Below are 12,864 nucleotides of genomic sequence, written 5' to 3' on the forward strand. Positions count from 1 at the left end.
GGCGTTCAGTGCGGCCAGCGCGCTGTTGGCGGCCGCCACGGCGGCGGCGGCGGTGTTGTCGAGCGCTTGCGCGGCCCGGGTGGCCGCCAGCGACACACTGGCAACGTTGGCGGCGGCGGCCGCTGCCAGGTCATCGTTGATTGCCGCCTGCGTGGCGGCCGCCGACAAGGCGGCCACGTTGGCGGCAGCGGCCGCTGCCGTATCAGCGGCAATCGCGGCCGTGGTGGCAGCGAGCGTGGTGGCAGCGTTGGCTGCTGCCGCGACGGCGGCGGCGTCATCGGCCAGTGCACTATTGAGCGCTGCCAGTGCATTGTTGGCGATGGTGGTGGCGCTGGCGGCGGCGTTGTCGGCAGCCTGGGCTGCATTGTAGGCAGCGAGCGAAGCGGCAGCGGTGGTTGCTGCCACGGCGGCAGCGGCATCATCGGCCACGGCGGCAGCGGTGGCGGCATTGGCCAGCACCGCCTGGGCGGCAGTCGAGGCGGCGGCGGCATCGGCGGCCAGCGCGGCATTGAGTGCCGACAGCGCGTTGGTGGCGGTGGTCGCGGTCGAGGCGGCCGCTGCATCGGCAGCCAGTGCCGCCTGGTAGGCGGCCTGCGAGGTCGATGCCACGATGGCGGCAGCGGCCGCAGCGGCATCGTCAGCCAGCGCCGTTTGCGCCGCCAGTTGCGAGACGGTAGCCAGCGTGGCGGCAGCGGTGGCCGCGTTGTCGGCAGCAAGCGCGTTATTGAGCGCGGTCAGCGAGGCGGCGGCAGTGGCTGCTGCATTGGCGGCGGCAGCGTCGTCGGCAATGGCCGCATTGGCGGCGGCGCGCGAGAGAGACGCCGTGGTGGCGGTGGTGGTGACCGCCAATTGCGCCACCACGTTGAGCGGCTGGGCGTTGGCCGTGGCGACCGCCGCCGCTGCTGCTGCAGCATCGTTGTTGGCGATCGTGGTCAGCGCGGCTGCGTCAGTCAGCGCTGCCTTGGTGGCCGCCACGGTTGCGGCCGTGACGTTGAGCGTATGAGTGGTGCCCAGTACCACTGCGTCGGTCAGACCGGCCAGCGTGGCGGCTGCCGTCGCAGCGGTCGCATTGGCCGTGGCCGTCAGGCCAAGTGCGACCGCGTCGGTCAGGTTGGCGGTGTTTTGCAAGGTGGCAGCAGCGGCGGCGTCGACGGTGGCCACCAGTCCCAGCGCCACGGCGTCGGTCAGGTTGGCGGTGGCCTGCGCCGTATTGGCGGCCTGCACCGCGGCGGTGTAGACCGTATTGAGCGCGACCGCGTCGGTCAGGTTGGCGGTCGCGGCGGCAGCTGCGGCAGCGATATTGGCGGCGGTTGAAACGATGTTCAGCGCGACCGCGTCGGTCAGGTTGGCAGTGGCCTGGGCGGTGGCTGCCAGCGCGGCGTCGGCCGTGGCTACCAGGCTCAGCGCGGCGGTGTCGGTCAGGTTGGCCGTTGCCTGCGCTGCGTTGGCCGCTGCCGTGGCGGCAGTTGACGCCGTGCCGAGCGCCACGGCATCGGTCAGGTCGGCCAGGTGGCTGGCAGCGGTCGATGCAGTGGCAGCGGCGGTTGAAATGACACCCAGCGCCACCGCGTCGGTCAGGTTGGCCGTCGTTTGCAGGGCGGCGGCAGCAGCGGCGTCGGCGGCCGAAATGACGCCCAGCGCCGTGGCGTCAGTCAGGCTGGCGATATTGGCCAGGGCGGCAGCGGTGGCGGCATCGGCAGTCGAGACCAGGCCCAGCGCGACGGCATCGGTGGCGTTGGCGGCTGTCTGGGCAGCGGCGGCGGCAGCGTTGGCGGTGTTATAGAGCACGCCCAGCGCTGCTGCGTCAGTCAGGTTGGCCGTCGCCTGGGCAGTGGCGGCGACGGTGGCAGCCGTATTCGATATCACGCCCAGGGCGGTCGCGTCGGTCTGCGAAGCCAGCAGGGCTGCCGCGGCTGCGGCGGCTGCATCGGCAGTGGAAATGACCGCCAGCGCATCGGCGTTGGTCAGCGCGGCAGTGGCGGCGGCGGCGGCCGACGCTGCCGCTGCCGTGGCTGCCGTGGCGACGGCGCTGAGATCGACGCCGAGCGCTCCCGCATTCACCTGCGCGCTCACCAGCAGACCGTCCACCACCGCGGCCAGGGCGGCGGCGTCGGTCTGCGCGGCGATGCCCTGCAGCGTGGCAGCGACTGCCGCATCGGCGCTCGAGATCAGGTTCAGCGCATCGGCATCGGTGGCAAGGGCAAGCAGGTTGGCGGAGTTGGCGGCTGCATTGAGGTTATTGACCAGCACTTGCAGGCCCAGTACGTCACTCTGGTTGGCCGTCAGATTGGCGGCAATCGCCGCCAGGTTGCTGGCGTCGGCCGCATTGACCAGCGCTGTCAGGTTGATGCCGCTGGCAGCGGCGTTGGCCTGGGCAGCCCTGGCAGCGGCGGCATCGTAGTCTGCCTTCAGCTGCACGGCGTCGGTCATATTGGCAATCGTGGCGGCATTCGCCGCTGCCTGCGCAGCGGTATTGGACGCGGCGGTCAGGGCGGTGGCGTCAGTGGTGTCGGCCAGATTCTGCGCGTTCTGCGCTGCAATGGCGTCGTTGCTGGCAGTAGCAGCCAGCGCGGCGGCGTCGGTCAGGTTGGCCTGGTTGGCGGCTGCCTGGGCGACGGCGCTGGCGTTGTCGGAAACGATCTGCAGCGCGGCAGCATCGGTGGCGTTGGCCAGCGTCTGGGCGGCTGCGGCGGCGCTGGCGGCGTTGGCGGCGGCTGCAGCCAGTGCACCGGCGTCGGTGGCGTCGGCTTGTACCTGTGCATTGATGGCGGCCGTTTGCGCGACGTTGGCAGCTGCTGTCAGGGTCGCCGTATCGGTCAGGGCGGCCTGGCTGGCGGCGGCGTCGGCGCCAGCTTGCGCTGCGTTATAGGCCTGGCCCAGCGCGGTGGCGTCGGTGGCAGCGGCGATGGCGGCGGCATTGGCGGCGTTTTGCGCGGCGGTGGCGGCGGTCGTGGCCAGCAGGTTGGCATCGGTGGCGTTGGCCAGCGCCACCGCGTTGGCGGCCTGGGCGTTGGCGCTGTCGGCGGCCCTGCCGAGCGCGATGGCGTCGGTATTGCCGGCCAGCGTGGCGGCGGCAACGGCAGTGGCCTGGGCCACATCATATGCTGCCTGCAGCGCTACCGCATCGTTGGCGTTGGCCTGGGTTGCGGCGTTGGCCGCCAGTTGCGCGGCGGCGTTGGCGACGCCGGTCAGCACGGCGGCGTCGGTAGCGTTGGCAACGGACGCCGCTGCCTGTGCCGTGGCGTTGGTGACGGCGGCGGCCTGGCCCAGTGCTGCGGCGTCGGTGGCGTCGGCCTGCGCCTGCGCGGCCGCTTGCGCTGCCACGGCGTTGTCATAGGCGACCTGCAGCACGGCGGCATCGGTCTGCGCGGCGAGGGCGGCGGCATTGTTGGCAGCCTGGGTGGCGGCGTTCGAGGCTGTCTGCAGCGCACCGGCATCGGTCAGGTTGGCGATGCCGGCGGCAGCGGTGGCGGCGTTGTTGGCCACGCTGGCTGCCTGCCCGAGCGCGCCGGCGTCGGTCGCGGCGGCCTGGGCGATGGCGGCGTTGGCAGCGGCCTGGGCGTTGTTATAGGCCGTTTGCAGCGCAGCCGCATCGGTCTGGCCAGCAATCGCGGCGCTGGCGTTGGCGTTCTGGGCTGCACTGGCGGCTGCCGCTTGCAGGGCGGCGGCGTCGGTCTGGTTGGCCAGGTTGGCGGCCGCCTGGGCTGCGGCATTGGCGGCGTTGGCCGCTTGCGTCAGGACATTAGCGTCGCTTGCAGCGGCCTGCGTGGCCGCTGCCTGCGCCGCTGCCTGGGCGGCATCGCTGGCCAGTTGCAGCGCGGCGGCGTCGGTCTGGTTGGCCAGGTTGGCGGCATTTTGCGCAGCCTGGTTGGCCAGCACGGCGGCGGCGCTCAGTGCATCGGCGTCGGTCTGGTTGGCCAGGTTGGCGGCGGCCAGCGCGGCGGCATTGGCGGCGTTCAAGTCCTGCAGCAGCGGCGAAGCACCGTTTGCCAATGCCTGCGCGGCGGCGTCATAGACTGTTTGCAAGGCGCCGGCATCGGTCTGGTCAGCAATCACGGCGGCGTCGCTGGCGGCCTGGGCGGCAGTCTGTGCAGCAGCTTGCAGTGCAGCGGCATCGGTTTGGTTGGCCAGCGCAGCGGCCGCCTGGGCCGCCGTGTTGGCGGCGTTGGCTGCCTGTTGCAGGGCTGGTGCGTCGGTGGCGGCGGCCTGGGCGGCTGCGGCGTCTGCCGTCGCCTGGGCATTGTTATAGGCCGTTTGCAGTGCGGCGGCGTCGGTCTGGTTGGCCAGCGCGTTGGCTGCTGCGGCATTGTTGGCCGCTATCGTGGCGGCGGCGCTCAAGGCGACGGCGTCGGTCTGGTTGGCAACGCCTGCGGCAACGGCGGCATTGATATTGGCGTTGACCGAAGCTTGCAGCAGGTTATCGACACTGGTTTCGTTGGCCTTGGCCTGGGCGGCCGCCGCTTGCGTAGCAGCAGCGTCGGCAGAGGCCTTGAGCGCATCGGCATCGGTCTGGTTGGCCACGGTGGTGGCGTTGGCGGCATTTTGCGTTGCCTGCGCGGCGGCGGTGCTGAGCGCTGCCGCATCGGTGGCGTCGGCTTTGGTGGCGGCGGCCTGGGCCGCAGCTTGGGCGGCGGTTGCAGCCTGCGCCAGGGCGGCGGCGTCGGTCGCATCGGCGGTGGCCTGCGCCTGGCTGGCCTGGGTGGCGGCATTGTCGTAGACCTGGCCCAGTGCGGCGGCGTCAGTCTGGTTGGCGATATTGGCTGCAGCTGCAGCTTGTGCGCTGGCGACAGTGGCCGCTTGCGCCAGGGCGGCAGCGTCGGTGCTGTCGGCCAGCGCGGCGGCCTGGGCGGCGTTGGCGGCATCGTTGCTGGCGGCAGCGCCCAGCGCCTGCGCATCGGTCAGGCCAGCCTGGGTATTGGCGGCTGCGGCGGCAGTGGCGGCGTTGTCGGCAGCGGCGCCCAGCGCCTGGGCGTCGGTTTGCGCAGCCAGGGCATCAGCGGCGGCCAGGGCGGCGGCGCGATCCTGTACGGCCTGGGTGGCGACGGGGACGGCGGCGTCCGCTGCCTGGGCGGCGATGGCGGCGGCGCTGGAGGCTGCCGCAGCAGCATTGGCGGCCGCGGCGGCATTATCGGCATTGACGGCCGCGGCGGCGGCCGCTTGTGAAGCGGCGGCAGTGGCCGCCGTTACCGGCGCATTCGCATCGGCCTGCGCCGCCACGATCGCATCGACGCGCGCCTGCCCTGCGGCGGCCTGGGCCTGCGACGCCTGCTGGTCGGCTTGCGCGGCGGCATTGGCTGCGGCGCGTGCGGCCGCCGCATTGGCAGCCGCAGCTGCAGCCGCAGCATCATCGGCCGCTGCCACGCTGGCAGCGGCGACGGCGGCCGCTGCAGCATTGACGCCATTGGCTGGCACCACGGTGGTAATGGCCTGGCGCGAGCCGCCGGTGCCGCCATCGCCCTGGCCACCGGTCGAACCACCGGTGCCGCCGTTGCCGGTGCCACCATTGCCGGTGCCACCGGTACCGCCGCCAGTGCCGGCGGTAGTGCCGCCACCGCCGCCGGCGGCCGCTGCTACCAGGCCCAGGCCGCCGAGCGCACCGATGGCGCCCATGCCTGAAATACCGCCGATGGCGCCCATGCCGGCCCCTGCGCCGGCCCCGGCGCTGCTGCCGGCAATCCCGACCACGCTGCTGCCTGGAATGGCCGCACCACCGGCGGTGCCTGCCGCGCCCAGCCCTGCCGCACCGCTCTGGCCGCTGGCGTCAGGATCGCCTTGCGCCGCCGCAGCGTCGGCAGCCGTGCCGCTGCCGCCAGCCAGGGCAGCCGCGGCAGCAGCAGCGCCAGCGAGCGCGGCGGCATTGCCTGCCACCCCCGATTCGGCCGTGCCATTGACCTCCACCACGTATTCGGCCGGCATGACCTTGCTCGCTTCCTGCTGTTCGAGTTCTTCCTCGTCATAGCGTTTGCGTTGATCGTTTTTCTGCTGCATGGCCTTGCCCGAGCGCTGCATGTCGGTTTGATTCCCCTGCGCTGCCGCTGCGGCCGGAACGCCTTGTGCTGCAGTGTTATTGGCGGGCGTCTGGGCTGGGGTAGGTGTGGTGGCCATTTTGTAATCTCCGGATAAGTGTTGAGTGCTTTATTCTCAAAAAATTAATAATGGAATGGCATCGGACATTCCATGGGATTCCGGCATTGCTTGGGCCGTGTTGTTGTATTGGTGAGTGCTGATAGTTAGTAAAACATATTTGCCAAGGCATTGCTGATCAAAAAAATTTTTCGTGCTCGTGAATCGATTGTCGCTTTTGCATCTTTCTTGTGGGTGACTGCTTTATTCATGTTTTCCTGCATGCTCAGGCAGCTGGAAGTGATGGGATTGCGCAGTCAAATTTTCATGTAAGTCCTTATTTTTACTGTGTTTATTATTTCAATTTAGAAATATGTGTTTTATTTTTATTTATAATTTACGACTTTATTATTGCTGTGTTTTTTAAGCCGGATTATCACCAATTCTCACCATTTTGTATTTATTGTGAAGAGCGGTTACGGCTTTGGCTTTATTGCTGGTGTTTTTCGCACGAATCAGTCGGCTATCGAAAACGTAGTTGTTGCTTTTTTGCCTGATGATTGTTTGTTTGGATGAAATGGATTTTTTTATTTGAATAAGACATGGTGTTTTATATGTCGCCGATCAGGTATCAATTGAATAGCGACGATCATGCGTTCATATTCATGCATGCTGTCAAAACCGTAGTCACTGCCTGATCTGGTCAAACTGGCGTGCGTGCCATGAAAAACGCCCCGACTGGCGGGGCGTGTTTCATGGTGACGCAATGTTGCTTGCCGCAGGCGTCAACCTTCCTCGCGCCAGCGGCGCAGGCGAATGGCGCCAGCGATCATGCCCACGCCCAGTAAAGCGCCGACCCATACGGAGGGCAGGGCCAGGCTGGACCAGGAATTGGCAAACAAGTCAAACTGCAGCATGCGTGGCCCGCTGTCGGCATGGGCCGGCGTTGCCGGCAGCAGTGCAGGTTCGAACACATACCAGCTGCCTGGCAGGACCCCCACCAGCGCGCGAGCAATCACATTGGTTTGCAACCAGTGTACCGGCAGGTCGGCTTGCGCCATTTTGCCGGCCCAGGCCACCAGTACCAGCAGCAACAGTGGCACGCCTACGGCCCACAGCAATACCTTGCTGCGCGCCCAGGACGATACCAGCAGCAGCCAGCCCACCGTCGGTAACGCCCACAGCATATAGACCGGCAGCAGGCCGAACAGACGCAGCGGTCCCAGGTACAGGCCGGGCGCACTGGCCAGCTCGGCAACAACGTGGATGTCGTTCGCTGCCAGCACGCCGCACAGGATCAGGATCAGCGCCAGCGAACTGAGGCTGGCTGCAGCCAGTACGATCATGGGCGTGACCAGCAGTGCAACGGCTGCCTTCGACAGCACCGTTTGTGCGTCCGATACCGGCAGCGATTTCCAGAACAGAATGCTGCGGTCGCGGCGGTCGTCATGCAGCGCCGACAGGCAGTAGAAAAACACCAGGAAGCCCAGTGCCAGGAATAGCGGCGCCCCGGTATAGGTGTAGTTGTTGGCCACGGCCTGGATAATTTCGCTCTTGCGGTGGGCAAACGACTGCGCATTGAGGACGGCGCCCCACGAGATTTCTTCGCCGTTGACTATCAGGGCGGTGCGCACCTTGGTCCTGGCAACGGCGCCAAAGGCCAGCAGACCGCCCAGCAGCGTCATCAGGATGCCGATTACGGCAGGCGTCCACAGCAGCATACCCTTGTGTTCCCACAGTTCGCGCCGGATCAGCCAGCCCATTTTCTTGCCCGTGATGTGTTTCATTGTCCGGCTCCTTTCATGGTGGCGACAAACAGGTCTGCCAGACTCGGCGTGCGCACTTCGCCAAGCACGGCCAGCTGTTCACGCGCCACGCCGTCGAACAGCAGCACCGACTTGCCAAACACGCTGCGCTCGCTGATCGGCTGCAAGGCGCGCGCCGGATTGATGTGTTGTGGGCCCACCATGACCTCGACATAGCGTTCGCCGATGTCTTCCATCGACGCCGACAGTACGATCTTGCCTTCGCGAATGAACATCAGGTCGCTGAGGATATGTTCAACTTCCTCGATCTGGTGGGTGGTAATGACGATGGTCTTGTTCTCGTCGAAATAGTCTTCCAGCAGGTTCTGGTAGAACTGCTTGCGGTACAAAATGTCGAGACCCAGCGTCGGCTCGTCGAGCACCAGCAGCCTGGCGTCGATGGCCATTACCAGCGCCAGGTGCAGCTGCACCACCATGCCCTTGGACATGGCCTTGACCTTCATCGACGGCTTGAGTTTGGTGGCCGCCAGATAGCGCTCGGCCTTGCTGCGGTCAAAGCGCGGATGCACGCCGGCCACGAAATCGACGGCGTCCTTTACGCGCAGCCAGGCCGGCAGGATCGCCACATCGGCAATAAAGCAGACGTCTTCCATCAGCGCGTCGCGCTCATGGCGCGGATCACGCCCCAGCACCGTCAGGTCGCCCTCGAAGCCGGTCAGTCCCAGGATGGCTTTCAGGGTGGTGGTCTTGCCCGAGCCGTTCGGCCCGATCAGACCAAAGATGCGCCCCGGGGCGATGTCAAAGGTCAAGCCATCGATGGCGGCCTGCCCGCCATACACTTTGCGCAGATTGCGCGCGCTGATTACGCTTGCGCTATCGGCGCTATCGGCGCTGTTTGCGATGGGCGTCATGTGCGTTCCCCTTTGTCCGCTGCGAGCAATTGATCCAGGTCCAGCCCCAGACGATGAATGCGTTCAAGCATGGCTGGCCATTCTTCGCGCATAAAACGTTCGCGTTCGCTGGCCAGCAGTTTTTCATGGGCGCCTTGCAAGACATACATGCCGAGTCCTCTGCGTTTTTCCACCAGCGCCTCGTCCACCAGTTCCTGGTAGGCGCGCGACACGGTGATGGGGTTGAGTTGATAGTCGGCCGCCACCTGGCGCACCGAGGGCAGGGCGTCGCCGGCTTGCAGCGTGCCATCGAGCATCATGCCGACCACCCGCGCCTTGAGCTGGCGGTAGATCGGACTATTGTCGTTCCAGTCGGCGCTCATGGGATGCGCTCCGACAAGAACCGGTCGGGACGGTGCGTGGGCAATACTGCATGCATCGGGGCCTCCAGGTGAGTTGGTAAGTTGGTGTTGTAGTTAACTATAACACTAAAGCGAAAAAACGATGCAGTCACGCGCGAATTGCGGGATATTTATTGCACGCCACGTGGCGGTGCTGGCCCCGGCCGCAGTCAGCCCCGATATCTGACCGCCTCAACAAAGGCGGTAAACGCCGGCGACGCCTGTCGGCGGTTCGGGTAATACAGGTGAAAACCTTCAAACACCGGACACCAGTCCGTTAGGATGCGCTGCAGCCTGCCGTCGGCCAGGTACGGCGCCACCAGCTGTTCCGGTATATAGCCGATGCCGATGCCGTCCAGGCTGCTGCTCAGGACATGCATGATGCTGTTGTAGACCAGTTGGCCTTCGCCGCGGACGGTAAAGGCATGGCCGTCTTTTTCAAACTCCCAGGCGTAGATCGGGCCGGAAGGGCGGTGCCGGATATTGATGCAGGTATGGCCGGTCAGTTCATGCGGCGTTGCCGGCGCCGGGTGGCGCTCAAAGTAGGCGGGCGAGGCGACCAGCGCCAGGCTCCAGTCGGGCCCGATGCGCACGGCGATCATGTCCTTGCTGATCGCTTCTCCCATACGTACACCGGCGTCGAACCGTTCCTCCACCACGTTGGTAAAGCCGTAGTCGACAAACAGTTCCAGCGTGATGTCGGGATAGGCTTCAAGAAACTCGACCAGGATGGGCCGTATGCAGAACTGCAGCGAGTCATCGGTGCAGGTGATGCGGATGGTGCCTGCCGGCTTGTGGCGCAGCTCGCCCAGCGCATCGACCTCGGCGGCGATCTGCTCGAACAAGGGGCCAATCGAGCGCATCAGCTTTTCACCGGCTTCGGTAGGGGCCACATTGCGGGTGGTACGGGTCAGCAGGCGCACGCCCAGGCGCCCCTCCAGCGTCCTGATGGTGTGGCTCAGCGCAGACGGGGTGACCTCGAGCCTGGCGGCAGCTTTGGTAAAGCTCTGCTGCTGCGCCACGATCACAAACGCCTGCAATTGGCTGAGCTTGGAATCTGTGTTGAATTTGGCCGGGTTCATTGCTGAATTTTCCTCAAAAAACTGTCTCCATTATAGCCACCAGTATTTTGGTGGAAGCGGCTAAATTAATGAATTTTGCTCATAAGCTCATCCAGATTACAGTGGCTTATCAAGGTAATGCTGCACTGGCAAGATAATGTTCTTTACTTGCACGGAGATGCCCATGACTGCTCAACGACTGGAGGCGCGACCGCAACAGGCGGGTGCGCCAGGCGCTACTGCGGCCTGCTGGAGCGGCGTATTTGCCATGACGCTTTGCGTGTTTGCATTGATCGCTTCCGAATTCATGCCGGTCAGCCTGATGACGCCGATTGCCGCTGATCTGAAGATCAGCGAGGGGCTGGTCGGCTATGGCATCGCCATTTCCGGTGCCTTTGCGGTGCTGACCAGCCTGTCCATTTCCTCGCTGGCCGGCGCCATGAACCGCAAGACGCTGCTGCTGCTCATGACGGCCCTGATGTGCTTGTCCGGGGTGGTTATCGGCACGGCCAGCAGCTACCCGGTCTATATGCTGGGCCGCATCCTGATCGGCGTGGTGGTGGGCGGCTTCTGGTCGATGTCGGCCGCCGTGGCCATGCGCCTGGTGCCGCCGCACAGCGTGCCGAGGGCGCTGGCGATCTTTAACAGCGGCAATGCGCTCGCTACCGTGGTGGCGGCACCGCTGGGCAGCTATCTCGGTGGCGTGATCGGCTGGCGTGGCGCCTTTTTGTGCCTGGTGCCGCTGTCCATCGTAGCCTTGGCCTGGCAATACCTGAGCTTGCCTTCGATGCAGGCCGAGGCGCGTACCGCCAAATCTGAACACGCTTTGTCGTTGCTGAAAAAGCCGCTGGTTATCCGCGGCATGCTTGCCGTCGGCGTGTTTTTCATGGGGCAGTTTGTGCTGTTTACCTATGTGCGACCCTTCCTTGAAAGCGTCACTCAGGTCTCCCTGCCGACCCTGTCGCTGACACTGGCCACGCTGGGTGTTGCCGGCTTTGCCGGCACGCTCGTTATCGGCCGGTTTCTCAAGGCCGGCGTCTATCGCACGCTGATCGTGATTCCGCTGCTGATGGCGGCCATTGCGCTGACACTGATTGTGTTCGGCAAGTCGCTGGCGGTGGTGTTTGTCCTGCTCGGCTTGTGGGGGCTGGTGGCCACTGCGGCGCCTGTGGGCTGGTGGTCGTGGCTGGCGACCTCGCTGCCTGGTAACGCCGAAGCCGGTGGCGGGCTGATGGTTGCCGTGATTCAGCTGGCCATTGCTTTCGGCTCCACGCTGGGCGGCCTGCTGTTCGATGTCGGCGGTTATCGCTGGACCTTTGGCGTCAGCGCCGCACTGCTGTTGCTGGCAAGCGGGCTCGCCTGGCTGACGGCCCGCATGGCGCGCGCAGTCAAATCCGCCTGAGCGGATCGGTATCCGGCGGCGGCATCGAGGACGATCTGGTGGCACTGGCCAGCGTGCGGCCACGCCCCTGCGCTTTGGCCTGGTAGAGGGCAACGTCGGCGCGCTGCAGCATGGCGTCGATGCTGTCGCTGTTGTGCAGGCGCATGGCCAGGCCCGCGCTGTACGACAGCCCACAGCCGATTTCTTCGACAGGGTGCTGCGCCAGCCACAGGCGCAGGCGCTTGTCGTAGGCCATGACCGCGGCAACGTCGGCGCCGTTGAGCAGTACGCAAAATTCCTCGCCGCCGTAGCGGCAGAACGCGTCGCCGCTGCGCCCTGTGGCCTGCATGCCCTCGACAAACAGCTGCAGCGCGCGGTCGCCGACGCCATGGCCGTGGGTGTCATTGATCTGCTTGAAATAATCGAGGTCCAGCATCAGCACGCCGACCGGCTGCCGATGGCGCGTGCTGCCGGCCAGGTCGACGGCGCACTGCTGCAGCCAGGCGCGGCGGTTCAGGGCGCCGGTCAGGCCGTCGAGCGTGGCCAGGCGTTCCAGTTCGCGCGCTGCCTCGTCGCGGTGCGCCAGCAGGATCGCCACCACCGACAGTACCATGGTGGCGTTTGACGACAGCGCAAAGATCTGATTGACCAGGTAGGGGCCGAAAAAGTTCGGAAAGTCGGCGGTAAAGAAGACACCGAGCATGGCGCGGCAGGCCAGCACCAGCATCTGCAGCACCAGGCAGATCACCAGCAGCCAGCGCCAGCGTCCGACCGGCAGCTGCGGTTTGCGGCAAAGTGAATACACGATGGTGGCCATCTGCAGCGCCAGCAGGCTGTTGGCCCAGCCGACCCGGAACACATAGCTGGAAAAGCCGATACCGTAGCCGGCCGTCATCAGCACGGCAATCAGCGCCGGCGCGCGCACGCTGGGCTTGCGGCCGCACCACAGTTCAAAGGCCATGGCGTTAAACACCATGCCGCTCGACACGCAGGCCATGGCCAATGTCGAGAACAGCTGGTCGCCGTGGCCGCCACGCTCGAAAGTGCTCGACGACAGCAGGAACACCCAGCCCGCCGTCTGCAGTGCGATCCCGGTTTGCGCGCGGCGCGCCGCGCGGTTGACGCGGCCCATGAAATACGGCAGCGCCACGGCCATAATCAGCAGATTAAGCGTCATGGCGATGAACAGGGAAGGGACGTCGATTCTATGCACTGCAGGACTCTCAAAAAAAACGCCGCGCATGGCTGGAGCATGACGGCATTCCAGCAAGCCGGGAGCGATAGTTTGCTGCGCAAGCGCGC

At 65.7% G+C, this 12,864-nt stretch carries 7 protein-coding genes; 1 reads left to right on the forward strand and 6 read right to left on the reverse strand.

The window, feature by feature from the left end; translation table 11 throughout:
• The 5 genes from GCM43_RS02985 to GCM43_RS03005 form a co-directional block, all read right to left on the reverse strand.
• Positions 1 to 6,105 (reverse strand): hypothetical protein (locus tag GCM43_RS02985; protein WP_152242048.1); only part of this gene is annotated, 6,105 nt, incomplete at its 3' end.
• Between the two features lie 743 nt (positions 6,106 to 6,848).
• Positions 6,849 to 7,850 (reverse strand): hypothetical protein, encoded by a 1,002-nt coding sequence (locus GCM43_RS02990; protein WP_152242049.1) that lies wholly within the window; start codon positions 7,848 to 7,850, stop codon positions 6,849 to 6,851.
• Positions 7,847 to 8,740, reverse strand: a complete 894-nt coding sequence (locus GCM43_RS02995; protein ID WP_152242050.1) for an ABC transporter ATP-binding protein — start codon at positions 8,738 to 8,740, stop codon at positions 7,847 to 7,849. Before GCM43_RS02995 ends, GCM43_RS02990 begins: the two co-directional genes overlap by 4 nt.
• Positions 8,737 to 9,102, reverse strand: coding sequence for a GntR family transcriptional regulator (locus GCM43_RS03000; RefSeq protein ID WP_152242051.1), 366 nt, complete (start codon positions 9,100 to 9,102; stop codon positions 8,737 to 8,739). The genes GCM43_RS02995 and GCM43_RS03000 overlap by 4 nt, the downstream gene beginning before the upstream one ends.
• 188 nt (positions 9,103 to 9,290) lie before the next feature.
• Positions 9,291 to 10,202: a LysR family transcriptional regulator gene (locus tag GCM43_RS03005; protein ID WP_152242052.1), complete on the reverse strand. Its 912-nt coding sequence runs from the start codon at positions 10,200 to 10,202 to the stop codon at positions 9,291 to 9,293.
• Positions 10,203 to 10,365: 163 nt separating this feature from the next.
• Between GCM43_RS03005 and GCM43_RS03010 the strand changes: the two genes are divergently transcribed.
• Positions 10,366 to 11,583: an MFS transporter gene (locus GCM43_RS03010; RefSeq protein WP_226929290.1), complete on the forward strand. Its 1,218-nt coding sequence runs from the start codon at positions 10,366 to 10,368 to the stop codon at positions 11,581 to 11,583.
• On the opposite strand, the gene GCM43_RS03015 is transcribed toward GCM43_RS03010, so the two are convergent.
• Complete coding sequence (locus GCM43_RS03015) at positions 11,570 to 12,775, reverse strand: GGDEF domain-containing protein (RefSeq protein ID WP_152242053.1); 1,206 nt, start codon at positions 12,773 to 12,775, stop codon at positions 11,570 to 11,572. The genes GCM43_RS03010 and GCM43_RS03015 overlap by 14 nt on opposite strands.
• Positions 12,776 to 12,864 lie beyond the last annotated feature (89 nt).

It is taken from the genome of Janthinobacterium aquaticum, assembly GCF_009208565.1.
GTDB lineage: Bacteria > Pseudomonadota > Gammaproteobacteria > Burkholderiales > Burkholderiaceae_D > Janthinobacterium.

Bases quoted from the DNA above. Each gene is read 5' to 3' on its own strand.
- GCM43_RS02995 (WP_152242050.1), bottom strand. From the start codon at position 8,740: ATGACGCCCATCGCAAACAGCGCCGATAGCGCCGATAGCGCAAGCGTA.
- GCM43_RS02990 (WP_152242049.1), bottom strand. From the start codon at position 7,850: ATGAAACACATCACGGGCAAGAAAATGGGCTGGCTGATCCGGCGCGAA.
- GCM43_RS03010 (WP_226929290.1), top strand. From the start codon at position 10,366: ATGACTGCTCAACGACTGGAGGCGCGACCGCAACAGGCGGGTGCGCCA.
- GCM43_RS03000 (WP_152242051.1), bottom strand. From the start codon at position 9,102: ATGAGCGCCGACTGGAACGACAATAGTCCGATCTACCGCCAGCTCAAG.
- GCM43_RS03005 (WP_152242052.1), bottom strand. From the start codon at position 10,202: ATGAACCCGGCCAAATTCAACACAGATTCCAAGCTCAGCCAATTGCAG.